The organism is Paracoccus sp. S1E-3, assembly GCF_013868135.1.
Classification (GTDB): Bacteria; Pseudomonadota; Alphaproteobacteria; order Rhodobacterales; family Rhodobacteraceae; genus Paracoccus.
This window is the reverse complement of record NZ_JACEMU010000017.1, coordinates 21,015-35,034: the sequence shown is the minus strand read 5'-3', so window position 1 is coordinate 35,034 and position 14,020 is coordinate 21,015. Positions and strand designations below refer to the sequence as shown.

Genomic DNA, 14,020 nt, shown 5'->3' with positions numbered 1-14,020 from the left:
GCTCAGCCCTGCTGGGAGGAGATCCACCAGACAGTGCCGGTCGGATCGGCAACGCCGCCGCGATAGTCGCCGTCGGGCTGCTCTGCCGCGGGCTGGACCACCTTGCCGCCGGCCCCGATGGCGCGGGTGAAGCAATCGTCCACATCGGCGCGATAGACATGGACATGGGCGGATGTCGCATCGGGCATTTCGCCCATCATCACCACGGTATCGTCGATCCGCGCCTCGGCATGCGCGATGCCCGGTCCATCCTTGCGCGGCTCAACCCGCAGGCGTTCGGCGCCAAAGACCGTCTCCATGAAGCCGAGCGCGGCTTCGGCATCGGCGACCAGCAGATAGGGCGAAACGGTGGAGTACCCGGTCGGTTTATAGCTCATCTCGTCTCTCCTTCAGTTGCGGTTTGGCGTGCGCCATCCTGCCACGTCGCGAGATTCGCCGAAATGGCCGCCACGGTGCGCGGCGGGAAAGGGGCGGAGATCGGCCTGCGCCAGCGGGTCGGGTTCGGCGCGCAAGCCCGCCGCCGCTCCGCGGCCAGTTTGCGCTGACGGGCCGTGAAACGCGGGATTAAAGCCCCGCTTCCTCCAGCAGGCCATCCATGACAAGCGCCAGCTTTTCGGCCCATTCGGCCTGCCCGGCCTCGTCGCGGATCAGGTCGTTGCGGACCTCGATCAGGACATTGGGTCGGCCCTGCGCCAGCGCGTGACGGTCGATGGAATCGCCGTCCAGATGCCCGGAATAGGGTTCGTTGTCGCCGGTGACCCAGCCCTGCTGCCGGCACCGCTCGATCAGCAGGGGCGCGAGGCGTTCGTCCCTGTGCGAATACAGCACGCCGACGACCCAAGGACGCGCCAGGCGACCGCGAAGCTGCGGGGTGAAGCTGTGAATGGCGCAGATGGCGCGATCCGGCCGGCGGGCCGCCAGCCCCTCCAGCGCCGCGTGATAGGGGCGATGCAGCCGGTCCAGACGCCGCTCGCGCTCGGCCGCGTCGGCGTCGCGATTGGCCGGAATGACGGTGCCGTCATAGAGCCGCATCAGCAGCGTCGGATCATCCTCGCCCCGGTTCGGGTCGATCACCAGCCGCGAGAAATCCGACCCCACCACCGGCGCGCCCATCAGCGCCCCCAGTTTGCGCGACACGCCCGCCGCGCCCACGTCGTAAGCGATGTGGCGGGCCATATCCTCGGGCGCGATGCCCAGGGCGCCCCCCCCGACCCAGTCGGGCACGCGATTGGTGGCGTGATCGCAGGTGATCAGCCAGCGGCTGTCGCGGCCGTCGCCCTCGGTCCAGAAGGCGTCATGTCGGGTCATGCTGTCATCTTTCATGCACGCCCCTTACGTCAAAACTTTACGTTAGGCCAGTTGTCGGCGTCAGCACTTTCGGCCATGATACCGCCAACATTCGCGAATGACAGCCGGAGATCCCCATGAGACGCCACCGCAACATCAAAATCGTGGCCACCCTGGGACCGGCGTCTTCGGATTACGATACGATTCGCGCCCTGTTCGAGGCCGGGGCCGATGTCTTCCGCCTGAACATGAGCCATGGCAGCCATGCCGACCACAAGGCGCGCTACGATGCCATCCGCAAGGTCGAGGCCGATCTGGGCCGCCCGATCGCGGTTCTGGCCGACCTGCAGGGGCCGAAACTGCGCGTCGGCACTTTTGCCGACGGTCCTCAGGATCTGGCTCTGGGCGCGAAATTCCGCTTCGATCTCGACCCCGCACCGGGCGATGCGACCCGCGTGCAACTGCCCCACCGCGAGATCTTCGCCGCACTGGAACCCGGCGCCTCGCTGCTGGTCAATGACGGCAAGATCCGCCTGCAGGTCGAAAGCTGCGGTCCCGATTTCGCCGATTGCATCGTCACCGTTCCGGGCACGATTTCCGACCGCAAGGGCGTGAACGTCCCCGATGTGGTGCTGCCGCTGGCGGCGCTGTCGGACAAGGACCGCGACGACCTGGAATTCGCCTGCGAGCTGGGCGCCGACTGGCTGGCCCTGTCCTTCGTGCAACGCCCCGAAGACGTGCTGGAGGCACGCGAACTGGCCAAGGGCCGGGCCGCGATCCTGTCGAAGATCGAAAAACCCGCCGCCGTCCGCGCCTTCCCCGAAATCCTGGCGGTGTCGGACGGGATCATGGTGGCGCGCGGCGATCTCGGCGTGGAATTGCCGGTGCAATCGGTGCCGCCGATCCAGAAGCGGCTGGTGCGCCAGTGCCGGGCCGCCGCCAAGCCGGTGATCGTGGCCACCCAGATGCTGGAATCGATGATCGAAAGCCCGATGCCCACGCGGGCCGAGGTCTCGGACGTGGCGAATGCCATCTATGAAGGCGCCGATGCGGTCATGCTCTCGGCCGAATCGGCCGCCGGGCAATACCCGGTCGAGGCGGTGCGCACCATGGACAGCGTCGCCCGCTCGGTCGAGATCGATCCCACCTATCGGGAGGTGATCGAGGCGTCGCGGAAGGCCGACCGCAAGACCGTGGCCGACGGCATCGTCGCCGCCGCCCGCGAAATCGCCGAAACCACCAATATCCAGGCGATCTGCGCCCATACCCAGTCGGGCACCACCGTCAGCCTGGTCGCGCGCGAGCGGCCGCGCACGCCGATCATTGCCATGTCGCCCATCGAACGCGTGTTGCGCCGGCTGTGTCTGACCTGGGGCACCCATTGCGTCCTGACCGAGCCGCTGTCGCGCTTCCGCGAGGCCGTCATCAGCGCCGCCCGCGCCGCCCGCAAATTCGGCTTCGCCGAAGAGGATCAGCAGATCGTCATCACCGCCGGGGTGCCCTTCAATATCGCCGGGACCACGAACATCCTGCGCGTCGCCACCTGCGATGAGCGCTTGATCAACCGCGCCGACCCGGAATAAGCCTGCTTGTCAAACGGGTTACAGGACAAGAGCCATGGCTGATATCCTTCTGCTTCTGGGCGCGGCGCTATGCACGCTCTCCCTTCCGGCGGCGCTGATTTCGCTGCTGCGAACCGAGGCGCCGCGCGCCGCCGCCATCCTGCTGGTGGGCGGCATCCTGGCGCTGGCGCTGGCGGCCTGGCTGCAACCGGGGAGCGTCGGCTTCGGCCAATTGGGCGCCGCCTGGGGCCGGCTTTTTCCCTGATCCCGCTTGCCTTTCCGCAGCCCGGCCCGTATAGGGACGGCTTCCACCCGCGCGGCCGGCCGATATGGCATTGCCGAGTCGCGCGTAAACCTCTGACAAGGAGCGTAAAATGCCGAAGATGAAGACCAAAGCGGCCGCCAAGAAGCGGTTCTCGTTCACGGCCTCGGGCAAGGTCAAGTCCGGCCAGGCCGGCAAGCGCCACGGCATGATCAAGCGCACGACGAAGTTCATTCGCGATGCGCGCGGCACCACCGTCCTGTCGGACGCGGATGCCAAGATCGTCAAGAAATACATGCCCTACAACCGCTGATCCGAGGACTGAGACATGGCACGAGTTAAATCCGGCAAGGTGACCCACGCCCGCCACAAGAAGGTCCTTGACGCCGCCAAGGGCTATTACGGCAACCGTTCGCGCAACTTCCGCACCGCCACCCAGGCGGTCGACAAGGCGAACCAGTATGCGACCCGCGACCGCAAGAACCGCAAGCGCAACTTCCGCGCGCTGTGGATCCAGCGCATCAACGCCGCCGTCCGCGCGGTCGATGCCGAAATGACCTATTCGCGCTTCATCAACCTGCTGGCGAAAGCCGGGATCGAGGTTGACCGCAAGGTTCTGGCCGACCTGGCCGTGCACGAGCCCGAAGCCTTCGGTGCGATCGTCGCGCAGGCAAAAGCCGCGGCCTGATCCGCAGCCGATGACGAACTGAAACCCGCGCCCCCCGGCGCGGGTTTTTTTCATGCGCTCAGCTGTCGATGCGCAACATCCCCGGCAGGTCGTCGGGCGCCCGTCCGGTGCGGGCGAAATCCGCCCAGGCGCGGCGCAGGGGCGCCCCGGCGCGGGTCAGCGCCTTGAGCGTCATGCCTTGCGGCACCAAGGGCGTCCCCAGCCAATCCGGCCCCGGAAACAGCAGCGGCAGTTCGGCCAGATGCGCCGCCCCCCATTCGCCTCCCGACCAGTCGATGCGGAACCGCGTGGCCTGACCGCCGGCATGGCGGTGGTGCGCGGCAAAGCCGTCTGCGGGGCGCCGATACAGCCGATGGCCCAGCGCCCTGACGCCCATGCGGCGCAGCGGCTCAGCCAGCCGGCCCGGCCCGGCCCCAACCGGTGGCAGGAACAGCGCAGCCTCGTCACGGGTGTGACCGATGAGAAGCGGGATCTCTGCCGCGATGGCGGCATGGGCGGCGGCCAGATCGGCCTCGCTCGGGAAAGGGTCGGCGCCGAATTCCGGCCCGAACGGCATCTGCCCGGCCAGCCCGAAGCGCCGCACCGCCCGGCGCAGGGTGGCCTGGCATTCCAACACCTCCCGGATCGGCGCTGCGGCCGTCAGCCCCTCGGCCCCCCGCCGCATGACCGCGCGCATGCGCCCGGTCCGCCGCGACAACGCCAGCGGGGCGCTTTGGACGATGACCCGGTGCAGAAGCCCCCGCGTCGCATCCGAAACCATCAGCCGCGCCGCAAGATCACCCCCCGATGACTGGCCGAACAGGGTCACGCAGCCCGGATCACCGCCGAAGACCGCGATATGATCCCGCACCCAATGCAGCGCCGCGACCACGTCCTGCGCCCCCAGATTGGCCGCGCGTTCCGGGCCGCCCAGCCAGCCGAACAGGCCCAGCCGGTATGTCACCGCCACCACCACCACCTGCTGCTCGGCCACCAGGGCGGCGGGGTCGAACACCGCCATGTCCCCCGCCCCCGATTCGTAGCTGCCGCCATGCAGCCAGACCATTACCGGCAGCCCCGCCGCAGCGGCGGGCGCGGTCACCGACAGGTTCAGGCACGCCTCGTCAAAGCCCAGATCCGCGAAGGCCGCCGGCAGCAGCGCATCAAGGCGCGGGATCGGCAGTTGCGGGCAGGCCGGCGCCGGGCGCGTGGCGCGATATGACCCCGTCGCGACCGCCACCGGCCGCTGCCAGCGTGCGGCCCCGGCATAGGGAATGCCGGTGGCGCGGATCAGACCATGCCGCAGTCGCGCCGTGATGGGGCCGGCCGCAGACCGGATCACCACCCGCTCGGCGTCATCATCCGGTCCTGTCCGCATTCGCCCATCCGCAATCCCGTGACGCGTTCACCGGATGGTAAGGATTTGGCGCTATGGATGCCAGACGACAGAATGATGGGGCCAAGATGAATGTAACCGTGCAGGACGAATCGGGCCGGATGGTGGTGCGCATGGCCGAAAGGCGGCTGGATGCCCTCATCGCGGGTGAATTCAAGGACACCGTGCGCCCTCATGTCGCCGGCAAGGGGCCGGATCTGGTGCTGGACCTTGCGGCGGTCGAATTTCTTGACAGTTCGGGCCTGGGCGCGGTGATCGCGCTGAAGAAAGCACTGCCCGAGGGGCGGCGGATGCTGCTGCGCGGGCTGACCCCGAATGTCGAACGCGTGTTCCGCCTGACCCGGATGGATCAGGTCTTCGACATCATTCGCGGAGAGGATGGAAGCGGGGCATGATCGCCGGAAAGAAGCAGCCGATGCCGGGCAGCGGCGGTGCCACAGCCCCCCCGAGCCGCGTCACGGTGTTCGCCCGCGGCTTCGTCGCGGCGCCGGGAACCGTGCGCGCGGTCCTGATCGAAATGACCGACCGGCTCGGCCCCCATGTTTCCCCCGATCTGCTGGGCCGGGCAGAGCTGGCGCTCGCGGAATTGCTGAACAATGTGGCACTCCATGGCCGCACGCCGGGCGCCGGGACGCCACCGATGGTGCATCTCAGCGTGGTGGCGCAGCCGGACGGGTTGGGTTGTTCGGTCAGCGATGATGGAGGGCTGTTGCCGCATGTCTGTCTCGACTCGACCGGGCCCGATCCGCTGACCCACCCGGAGGGCGGGTTCGGCTGGTTCCTGATCGGTCATCTGGCGCAGTCGCTGGTCTATTTCCGCGAGCGGAACCGCAACTTCGTGGCTTTCACCATTCCACTCCAGCCGCCCAGACCGGACTGATTGCCCTGCCTTGGGCTTTAGCCGATCAGCCGGGGGGATGCCCCTGTCGGTGACGAACGGCCGGGTTGCGCAGGCTGGCCATAGTCAGCTTCCCGCAAGGCGGAAGCGGCAGTCGCTTCTGCCGCTTAGGCCTTAGCGGCCACTGTGATCGCGCACCCAGCCCGCAAGGGTCTTATCGCGCGCCTGCATGGGGCCGATCACGCGGCATACCCGGATGGGATCGCTGGCGGGCCACCTGTCCTTGCAGCATGCGCGGGTTCCGCACAGCGAGCTGTCCCCATACCGGCATCGGACGGATTTCACGGCCATGGCGCCCCCGCGGGCACCCCTCGGGGGGCGGCAGCAGTGGGCGCAGATCGGGCGGGCTTCGCACCCGCGACCGTCGCGGCACTGTCACCATTCCCTGCCAGAGGGGATCGCGGTTCCTTGCGAAACAAGGCCGGGCGGCATATATCGCAGCCCTCTCGATCACCCAGGGGAAGCGATGACTCTTCAGACGCCCTATTATCTGATGGACCTGTCGGCGCTCCGCCGCAACATGGAAACCGTCGCCCGCCTGCGCGCGGCCTCCGGCGCCAAGGCGTTGCTGGCGCTGAAATGTTTCGCCACCTGGTCGGTCTTTGACCAGATGCGCGACTATATGGACGGCACGACCTCGTCGTCGCTGTTCGAGCTGCGGCTGGGACGCGAAAAATTCGGCAAGGAAACCCATGCCTATTCCGTCGCCTGGGCCGATAACGAGATCGACGAAGCGATCACCTATGCCGACAAGATCATCTTCAACTCGCTGAGCCAGCTTGACCGCTTCGCCGACAAGGCCGGCCATATCGAACGCGGGTTGCGGCTGAACCCGCGCTTCTCGACCTCTGGCTTCGATCTGGCCGATCCGGCGCGCCCCTTCTCGCGCCTCGGCGAGTGGGACATGAGCCGTCTGGAAGCTGCCGAGGGCCGGATCGACGGCGTGATGATCCATTACAATTGCGAAAATCGCGATTTCGATCTGTTTTCCAACCAGTTGGACCGGATCGAAGGCGATTTCGGCCCCTTCCTGAAACGCCTGAACTGGGTCTCGCTGGGCGGCGGTATCCACTTCACCGGCGAGGGTTACCCGTTGGACCGCCTTGCCGACCGGCTGAAAGCCTTCAGTGACCGGCTGGGCGTGCAGGTCTATCTAGAACCTGGCGAGGCCAGCATCACCGGCACGGCGTCCCTGGAGGTCAGCGTGCTGGACATCATCGACAACGGCAAAAAGATCGCGGTGGTCGACAGCAGCATCGAGGCGCATATGCTGGACCTGCTGATCTACCGCGAGACCGCCAAGCTGCCCCAATCGGGCGGCCATCCCTATCAGATCGCCGGCAAGACCTGCCTGGCGGGCGACATCTTCGGCGATGCGCAGTTCGACCGCCCGCTGAACATCGGCGACCGGATCAGCATCGCGGACGCGGCCGGCTATACGATGGTCAAGAAGAACTGGTTCAACGGCGTGAATATGCCGGCCATCGCCATTCGCGATCTGGACGGAACGATCCGTCCGGTCCGCGAATTCACCTATGATGACTACCGGGACAGCCTGTCCTGACTCCGAAGGGGGAAATGTTGAAGAAGAACGTTCTCATCATCGGCGCCGGAGGCGTCGCCCAGGTCACCGCACACAAGCTGGCGCAATGGGCTCAGGAATTCGGCGCGCTGCATATCGCTTCGCGCACCGTCTCGAAGGCGGATGCGATCATCGCCTCGCTGCGCGACAAGGGTCACAAGATGGAGTTCACCAGCCATGCGGTGGACGCCATGGACAGCGCGGCGGTCGCCGATCTGATCCGCAAGATCGATGCCGGCATCTGCATCAATGTCGGCTCGGCTTTCGTGAACATGACCGTGCTGCAGGGCTGCATCGATACCGGCTGCGCCTATATCGACACCGCCATTCACGAGGATCCCGCCAAGGTCTGCGAAACGCCACCCTGGTATGGGAACTATGAATGGAAGCGCCGCGAGGCGGTCGAGAAAGCCGGGATGACCGCGATTCTGGGCGCGGGGTTCGATCCGGGCGTGGTGAACGCCTATGCCCGGCTGGCCGAGGATGAGTATTTCGACAAGATCGACAGCATCGACATCGTCGATATCAATGCCGGCAGCCATGGCCGCTATTTCGCGACCAATTTCGACCCCGAGATCAATTTCCGCGAATTCACCGGTACCGTCTATGCCTGGCAGGGCGGCAAATGGACCCAGAACAAGATGTTCGAAATCGGCCGCGAATGGGATCTGCCGGTGGTCGGCAAGCAGACCGCCTATCTGTCGGGCCATGACGAGGTTCACAGCCTGTCCGCCCGCTACAAGGATTCCGACGTCCGCTTCTGGATGGGTTTCGGCGCGCATTACATCAACGTCTTCACGGTGCTGCAATCGCTGGGGCTGCTGTCCGAACAGCCGGTCAGGACCGCCGAGGGGCAGGAGGTCGTGCCGCTGAAGGTCATCAAGGCGGTGCTGCCCGACCCGGCGAGCCTCGCGCCCGATTACACCGGCAAGACCTGCATCGGCGATCTGGTGAAGGGCAGCCGCGACGGCAAGCCGGGCGAGGTCTTCATCTATAACGTGGCCGACCACAAGGACGCCTATACCGAGGTCGGCAGCCAGGGCATCAGCTATACCGCCGGCGTCCCGCCGGTCGCGGCGGCCATTCTGGTCGCACGCGGCACCTGGGATGTGAAGCACATGGTCAATGTCGAAGACCTGCCCGCCCGCCCCTTCCTGGAGCTTCTGGGCGAAATGGGCCTGCCCACCCGCGTGATCGACGCCACCGGTGATCATCCGATCTGAGTGTCAAGCCACAGTAAACAAATACTAATACCGAAAAAAGCGCGATCCGGGACCCCTCGGGTCGCGTTTTGCGTTAGGCTGGCGCGAGTTTGACCGGAGAACCCGATGCCACCCCAGGCGCGCTATACGACCGAACACCGCTTCCCGACCTTCGCCCGCGACGAGGAGGCAAAGCCGCCGCTGGTGCCGCGTTGGGCGATCATCGGCATTTTTCTGATGATGCTGTTCTATTTCGTCACCGAGGCGGCCGCCTTCCTGATGCCGGTGACGCTTGGGGTGCTGCTGTTCTTCGTCTTCGTCCCCTTCCGACGGCTGATGAGCAGGCTCGGTTTCAACGCCTCGGTCACGGCCGCGGTGGTGACGCTGGGGATGGTCGCGCTTGTCGTGGTGCTGGGCTATTTCATCTCTGGCCCGATCAGCGACATCGTCGAAGACAGCGACCAGATCTCGGGCCGGCTGGAGGAGCGGCTTCGCGATCTGCGCGAAAACATCAAGCCGCTGGAGCAGGCCGCAGCCAAGCTGGAGGAGATGACAGGCGGCAGCCGCGACGCCCCGCCCCCGCCGCCCCCCGACGCCATCACCGAGGCGGCGAGCGATGTCGTCGCCACGCCCGAACCGGGCAGGGCGCCGATCCAGGTGCAGGTCGACACCAACTCCAGTTCGACGCTTCAGACCCTGATGTCGGCGGGGCCGTCGGTCGTGGGGCAGATCGTCTTCACCCTGTTCCTGCTGTTCTTCCTGCTCGCCTCGGGCGATCTGATGTATCTGAAGATCGTGCAAAGCTTTGACACGCTGAAGGAAAAGCGCGCCGCCTATATGGCGCTGCGCGAGATCGAAAGCTCGCTCGGGTCCTATCTGGGGGCGATCACGCTGATCAATGCGGGGCTGGGGATCTGTGTCGCCGTCGCGATGTGGATCTGGCAGATGCCGCAGCCGCTTCTGTGGGGAGTGGCGGCGTTCATCCTGAATTTCATCCCCTATCTGGGGGCAGTGACCGGGGTTGCGGCGTCCTTCGTGGTGGCGCTGATCACCTTCAGCGACATCTTTACCCCCTTCATGGTGGCGCTGACCTATCTCGGGCTGACCTCGATCGAGGGACAGCTGGTCACGCCCTATTTCGTCTCGCGCAAGCTGCAACTGAACACGGTGGTGGTCTTCATCACCGTGGCGCTGTGGGCGTGGCTGTGGTCGGTGCTGGGCATGGTCGTGGCGGTGCCGATGCTGGTGGTGATGAAGGTGCTGGCCGACCATATTCCGGGGCTGGAGAAATTCGGCAATTTCCTCGCCGGCGAAGACCCACCCGCGCTGGAGGATGAGGACGAGGAGGAGGCCCGCGACATCGTCGAGGCGGGCGATTCCGCCGACACCCTCGCCGAGGCCCGGACGGAAACCGCTGGCGTTCTGGCCGCGCAGGCGCAACCCGACTGATGCAGAGCAGCCGCAAATCCTGGTGATCGTCGCCCCACCAGGCCACCTATCCATGGACAGTTTGTCGTCGAAGTCGTAAGAGTTTCAAATTCGACGAGGATGTGATGGAAGCGCGAACGGCGAAATACATGATCGGCCAGGTGGTGCGGCATCGTCTGCACCCTTTCCGTGGTGTGGTCTTCGATATCGACCCGGAGTTCTCCAATTCCGAGGAATGGTACGAATCCATCCCCGAAGACAGCCGCCCCAACAAGGACCAGCCCTTCTACCATCTCTATGCCGAAACCGAGGCGACCTATTATGTCGCCTATGTCTCGGAGCAGAATCTGGTGGCCGACAGTTCGGGCGAGCCGGTGGAGCATCCCGAATTGATCGCCCAGTTCGGCGAGTTCAATGACGGTTATTACGCGCTGCAGGCGGCGCTGAACTGACGCGCCGAGGCGCGCGGCGGAGACCCCGATGGACGGCGCCCCCAAAGCCCTGCCCGCGACGGCATTGACCTCGGCCGGGGATCTCATTCAGGCAGGCCTGGCAGATCCGGCCCTGGCCGATGACCTCGCCCGCGTGGCGGAAAGCTTCCGCATCCGGGTCACCCCGGCGATGCAGCAGCACGCCCCCGGCATCGCCCGCCAGTTCGTCCCCGATCCGCGCGAGATGCTGACCCGCCCCGAGGAGCTGGCCGACCCGATCGGCGATGCCGCCCACAGCCCCGTCCCCGGCCTGACGCACCGCTATCCCGACCGGGCGATCCTGCACATCACCCAGACCTGCGATGTCTATTGCCGCTTCTGCTTCCGGCGCGAGGTGGTGGGCGCGGCAGGCCCCCTGCCCGCCGACCAGCTGGATGCGGCGCTGGATTACATCGCCGCCACCCCGCGCCTGCGCGAGATCATCCTGACCGGCGGCGACCCGATGACGCTGTCGCCGCGCCGGCTGGATGCTGTGCTGGCCCGGCTGGATGCGATTCCGCATCTGCAGGTGATCCGCCTGCACAGCCGCGTCCCCGTCGTCGCCCCCGAACGCATCGCTGCGCTGGCGCCCCTGCTGCGCCGCCGGGCAGCCGTCTTCGTGGTCATCCACACCAACCACCCCGACGAGTTGACGCCCGAGGCCCGCGGGGCGATCCGCACCCTCGCCGACGCGGGCGTGGCGCTGCTGTCGCAGAGCGTGCTGCTGCGCGGGGTGAATGACGATGCCGCCGTGCTGGCCGAACTGTTTCGCGGCCTGACGGCGCTGCGGGTCACGCCGTATTATCTGCACCATTGCGACCTCGCCCGTGGCACCAGCCATTTCCGCACCACCATTGCCGAGGGGCTGGCGCTCATGCAGGCCTTGCGCGGCCATCTTTCGGGCGTGGCGATCCCCTCCTATGTGCTGGACCTGCCGGGGGGCTATGGCAAGGTGCCGCTCGATTCGGGATCGGTGACGCCGAACGGCCCCGGCCGCTGGCACATCCGCGACTGGCAGGGGCGCCTGCATGATTACGCCGACATCACCCGCTGAGCGCTCGCGCGGCGATCACGCCGAGGTCACATTCGCGCCAGACCTGCCCCCGGTCGCTGGACGCCGCTAGGCGCATTTCCGCCGCCATGTCATCCTTTCCCCAATTTGTGTGGAGGATGAAATGCGTATGTTACCCCCGAAATCCGCCCTCGCCCTGTTTCTGCTGCTGGCGCTGCCCGGCGCGGCCACGGCGGAGGTCGCCAACCAGGCCCCGCAACAGAAAATCCAGGTGGCCTTCGTGCTGGACACGACCGGCTCGATGGTGGACCTGATCGAGGGCGCCAAACAGAAGATCTGGTCGATCACCAACACCATTCTGGACGTGAACCCGCGTGCCGAGATCAGCATGGCGCTGATCGGCTATCGCGACCGGGGCGACGCCTATGTCATCCGCCCGCATCACATGACCAGCGACATGCAGGGCCTCTATTCCGATCTGCGCCGCTTCACCGCCGATGGCGGCGGCGACACGCCGGAATCGGTGAACGAGGCGCTGGAAGCCGCCGTGCGCGGGCAGGACTGGGCCGAAGGCTCCGACACCCGCCGCATCATCTTCCTGGTCGGCGATGCGCCGCCGCATATGGATTATCGCGATGGCCCCCGCTATGCCGAGGTGATTGCCGAGGCGCGCCGGAAGGGCATCATCGTCAACACCATTCAGGCCGGCGACGACCCCGAGACCCGTGAATACTGGCAGGAAATGGCCCGGCTGGGCGGCGGCCAGTATCATCCGATCCCGCAGGATGGCGGACAGGTCGTCCAGATCCAGACGCCCTATGACGACCAGATCATCAAGATCCAGTCCCGCATCGACGCCACCATCCTGCCCTATGGATCCGCCGCCGAACAAACCGCCGTCCGCGACAAGGTATCGGAACGAGCCACAGCCTCGGCCTCGGCCCGTGCGGACAATTCCAGCTACTATGCCAAGAAGGGCGGCCGGCGCGAAGCGGTGACCGGCGGCAGCGATCTGGTCGCCGATATCGCCAATGGCGACATCGCGCTGGATGCGGTCCCCGAAGCCGAACTGAGCGAGACGCTGAAAGGCATGAGCGCAGCCGAACGCGCCGCCCATGTCGAGGCCCAGTTGCAAACCCGCAAGCAGGCCGAGGCGGAAATGGTCGCGCTCGTCGCCAAGCGAGACGCCTATCTGGCCGAAAGACAGGCGCAGCCCGGTCAGGCAGACAGCTTCGACGCCTCGGTCAAACGGCTGCTGAAGGATCAGTTGGGCTGATCCGCGGTTGCTGCTCGCAGCCGATCCCGTCGCCATTCCGGTCCGGCCCGGATGCATCCGGGCCGACCATCTCGGGTTGCCCGGCGACATATTCGGGGCCGTTGCTGCAGCCCCGGCATGATCGACATCTTCGGTGATCGGCACATAGACGCCCCCTGACCGGTATGGCAGTCCTGTGCCTGCACGCCACCGGCGCGACGCCGCACCGGCGCCCTCGCGCATCAGTTCGGGGGCGCCCGCTCTGGTCCCGGCGGGGCTGGACGCGTATAAGGATGCCATGACCGACACCTTGCCCCCGTGCCCCGAATGCGCCTCGATCTACACCTATCAGGTGGATGCCCTGCTGACCTGCCCGGAATGCGGCCATGAATGGCAGCCCGGCGCGGTTGACGAGGCCGCACCCGAGATCCGCGACAGCGTCGGCAACCTGCTGCAGGACGGCGACAGCGTGACGGTGATCAAGGACCTGAAGGTGAAGGGCTCCTCGCTGGTGGTCAAGGTGGGCACCAAGGTGCGCGGCATCCGTCTGGTTGCCGGCGACCACGATATCGACTGCAAGATCCCCGGCATCGGCCAGATGGGGCTGAAGTCGCAATTCGTGAAGAAAGTGGCCGAGTAACGTCCGACGACCGGCCAGCCCGCGCCCCGGCCACCGCACGGCATGTCTGGAATGCGCCACCGTCCCTGTTGGACGGGGTCGGAGCGCAGTGGTCCCGAGCAAACGCCGTTGGCGCCATCTGTGCGTTGGCGGCATCATCCGATTCCCGCCACCCACAGGACACGACCCATGAAAAAGGCGCCGGAGCAAAGCTCGCGGCGCCTTTGGAATGATGGTGGGTGATAACGGATTTGAACCGCTGACATCTTCGATGTGAACGAAGCGCTCTACCACTGAGCTAATCACCCGTGGGGCGCTAGATAGCCGTGGAGCCGGGGCTGCGCAAGAGGATTCGGGCCGAAAATCGGCGCAAATCCGCA

The 14,020-nt window shown here is 66.2% G+C and carries 16 protein-coding genes and 1 tRNA gene; 13 read left to right on the top strand and 4 right to left on the bottom strand.

Going from position 1 to position 14,020, the window contains the following annotated elements:
* Nucleotides 1-2: 2 nt before the first annotated feature.
* Together H1S04_RS17460 and H1S04_RS17455 are read right to left on the bottom strand one after the other, a co-directional pair.
* Nucleotides 3-377, bottom strand: a complete 375-nt coding sequence (locus H1S04_RS17460; protein ID WP_181746771.1) for a VOC family protein — start codon at nt 375-377, stop codon at nt 3-5.
* Nucleotides 378-564: 187 nt separating this feature from the next.
* Nucleotides 565-1,323 carry an N-formylglutamate amidohydrolase gene (locus H1S04_RS17455; RefSeq protein ID WP_370470505.1) on the bottom strand — a complete coding sequence of 253 codons (759 nt, stop codon included), beginning with the start codon at nt 1,321-1,323 and terminating at the stop codon, nt 565-567.
* 101 nt (nt 1,324-1,424) lie between these two features.
* Between H1S04_RS17455 and pyk the strand changes: the two genes are divergently transcribed.
* From pyk to rplT, 4 genes are all read left to right on the top strand, one after another.
* Nucleotides 1,425-2,870, top strand: a complete 1,446-nt coding sequence (gene pyk, locus H1S04_RS17450) for a pyruvate kinase (protein ID WP_181746770.1) — start codon at nt 1,425-1,427, stop codon at nt 2,868-2,870.
* A gap of 34 nt (nt 2,871-2,904) precedes the next feature.
* Nucleotides 2,905-3,114, top strand: coding sequence for a hypothetical protein (locus H1S04_RS17445; protein ID WP_181746769.1), 210 nt, complete (start codon nt 2,905-2,907; stop codon nt 3,112-3,114).
* 109 nt (nt 3,115-3,223) lie between these two features.
* Nucleotides 3,224-3,424, top strand: coding sequence for a 50S ribosomal protein L35 (gene rpmI, locus H1S04_RS17440; protein WP_181746768.1), 201 nt, complete (start codon nt 3,224-3,226; stop codon nt 3,422-3,424).
* Nucleotides 3,425-3,439: 15 nt separating this feature from the next.
* Nucleotides 3,440-3,799 carry a 50S ribosomal protein L20 gene (gene rplT, locus H1S04_RS17435; protein ID WP_181746767.1) on the top strand — a complete coding sequence of 120 codons (360 nt, stop codon included), beginning with the start codon at nt 3,440-3,442 and terminating at the stop codon, nt 3,797-3,799.
* A 58-nt stretch (nt 3,800-3,857) separates the two neighbouring features.
* On the opposite strand, the gene H1S04_RS17430 is transcribed toward rplT, so the two are convergent.
* Nucleotides 3,858-5,156, bottom strand: coding sequence for a carboxylesterase family protein (locus H1S04_RS17430; RefSeq protein ID WP_181746766.1), 1,299 nt, complete (start codon nt 5,154-5,156; stop codon nt 3,858-3,860).
* 53 nt (nt 5,157-5,209) lie between these two features.
* Between H1S04_RS17430 and H1S04_RS17425 the strand changes: the two genes are divergently transcribed.
* From H1S04_RS17425 to H1S04_RS17385, 9 genes are all read left to right on the top strand, one after another.
* The gene (locus H1S04_RS17425; protein ID WP_255435686.1) at nt 5,210-5,569 is read left to right on the top strand and encodes an STAS domain-containing protein; all 360 of its coding nucleotides are present in this window, start codon (nt 5,210-5,212) and stop codon (nt 5,567-5,569) included.
* Nucleotides 5,566-6,054, top strand: a complete 489-nt coding sequence (locus H1S04_RS17420; protein ID WP_181746765.1) for an ATP-binding protein — start codon at nt 5,566-5,568, stop codon at nt 6,052-6,054. The genes H1S04_RS17425 and H1S04_RS17420 overlap by 4 nt, the downstream gene beginning before the upstream one ends.
* Before the next feature lie 484 nt (nt 6,055-6,538).
* Nucleotides 6,539-7,636, top strand: a complete 1,098-nt coding sequence (locus tag H1S04_RS17415; RefSeq protein WP_181746764.1) for a carboxynorspermidine decarboxylase — start codon at nt 6,539-6,541, stop codon at nt 7,634-7,636.
* Nucleotides 7,637-7,653: 17 nt separating this feature from the next.
* A complete protein-coding gene (locus tag H1S04_RS17410; protein WP_181746763.1) occupies nt 7,654-8,877 on the top strand; it encodes a saccharopine dehydrogenase family protein in 1,224 nt (407 codons plus the stop codon).
* Nucleotides 8,878-8,982: 105 nt separating this feature from the next.
* Nucleotides 8,983-10,305 carry an AI-2E family transporter gene (locus H1S04_RS17405; RefSeq protein WP_181746762.1) on the top strand — a complete coding sequence of 441 codons (1,323 nt, stop codon included), beginning with the start codon at nt 8,983-8,985 and terminating at the stop codon, nt 10,303-10,305.
* Between the two features lie 104 nt (nt 10,306-10,409).
* A complete protein-coding gene (hspQ, locus tag H1S04_RS17400; RefSeq protein ID WP_181746761.1) occupies nt 10,410-10,736 on the top strand; it encodes a heat shock protein HspQ in 327 nt (108 codons plus the stop codon).
* A gap of 28 nt (nt 10,737-10,764) precedes the next feature.
* On the top strand, nt 10,765-11,808 hold the full coding sequence (locus H1S04_RS17395) for a lysine-2,3-aminomutase-like protein (protein ID WP_181746760.1): 1,044 nt from the start codon (nt 10,765-10,767) through the stop codon (nt 11,806-11,808).
* A gap of 121 nt (nt 11,809-11,929) precedes the next feature.
* A complete protein-coding gene (locus tag H1S04_RS17390; RefSeq protein ID WP_181746759.1) occupies nt 11,930-13,042 on the top strand; it encodes a vWA domain-containing protein in 1,113 nt (370 codons plus the stop codon).
* Nucleotides 13,043-13,319: 277 nt separating this feature from the next.
* A complete protein-coding gene (locus H1S04_RS17385; RefSeq protein WP_181746758.1) occupies nt 13,320-13,661 on the top strand; it encodes a zinc ribbon domain-containing protein YjdM in 342 nt (113 codons plus the stop codon).
* Between the two features lie 212 nt (nt 13,662-13,873).
* On the opposite strand, the gene H1S04_RS17380 is transcribed toward H1S04_RS17385, so the two are convergent.
* A tRNA-Val gene (locus tag H1S04_RS17380) sits at nt 13,874-13,948 on the bottom strand.
* Nucleotides 13,949-14,020 lie beyond the last annotated feature (72 nt).

Bases quoted from the DNA above. Each gene is read 5' to 3' on its own strand.
- rplT (WP_181746767.1), top strand. From the start codon at position 3,440: ATGGCACGAGTTAAATCCGGCAAGGTGACCCACGCCCGCCACAAGAAG.
- H1S04_RS17455 (WP_370470505.1), bottom strand. From the start codon at position 1,323: ATGAAAGATGACAGCATGACCCGACATGACGCCTTCTGGACCGAGGGC.
- rpmI (WP_181746768.1), top strand. From the start codon at position 3,224: ATGCCGAAGATGAAGACCAAAGCGGCCGCCAAGAAGCGGTTCTCGTTC.
- H1S04_RS17425 (WP_255435686.1), top strand. From the start codon at position 5,210: ATGGATGCCAGACGACAGAATGATGGGGCCAAGATGAATGTAACCGTG.
- H1S04_RS17390 (WP_181746759.1), top strand. From the start codon at position 11,930: ATGCGTATGTTACCCCCGAAATCCGCCCTCGCCCTGTTTCTGCTGCTG.
- H1S04_RS17385 (WP_181746758.1), top strand. From the start codon at position 13,320: ATGACCGACACCTTGCCCCCGTGCCCCGAATGCGCCTCGATCTACACC.
- H1S04_RS17405 (WP_181746762.1), top strand. From the start codon at position 8,983: ATGCCACCCCAGGCGCGCTATACGACCGAACACCGCTTCCCGACCTTC.
- H1S04_RS17460 (WP_181746771.1), bottom strand. From the start codon at position 377: ATGAGCTATAAACCGACCGGGTACTCCACCGTTTCGCCCTATCTGCTG.
- H1S04_RS17430 (WP_181746766.1), bottom strand. From the start codon at position 5,156: ATGCGGACAGGACCGGATGATGACGCCGAGCGGGTGGTGATCCGGTCT.
- H1S04_RS17445 (WP_181746769.1), top strand. From the start codon at position 2,905: ATGGCTGATATCCTTCTGCTTCTGGGCGCGGCGCTATGCACGCTCTCC.
- H1S04_RS17395 (WP_181746760.1), top strand. From the start codon at position 10,765: ATGGACGGCGCCCCCAAAGCCCTGCCCGCGACGGCATTGACCTCGGCC.
- hspQ (WP_181746761.1), top strand. From the start codon at position 10,410: ATGGAAGCGCGAACGGCGAAATACATGATCGGCCAGGTGGTGCGGCAT.
- H1S04_RS17420 (WP_181746765.1), top strand. From the start codon at position 5,566: ATGATCGCCGGAAAGAAGCAGCCGATGCCGGGCAGCGGCGGTGCCACA.
- H1S04_RS17415 (WP_181746764.1), top strand. From the start codon at position 6,539: ATGACTCTTCAGACGCCCTATTATCTGATGGACCTGTCGGCGCTCCGC.
- pyk (WP_181746770.1), top strand. From the start codon at position 1,425: ATGAGACGCCACCGCAACATCAAAATCGTGGCCACCCTGGGACCGGCG.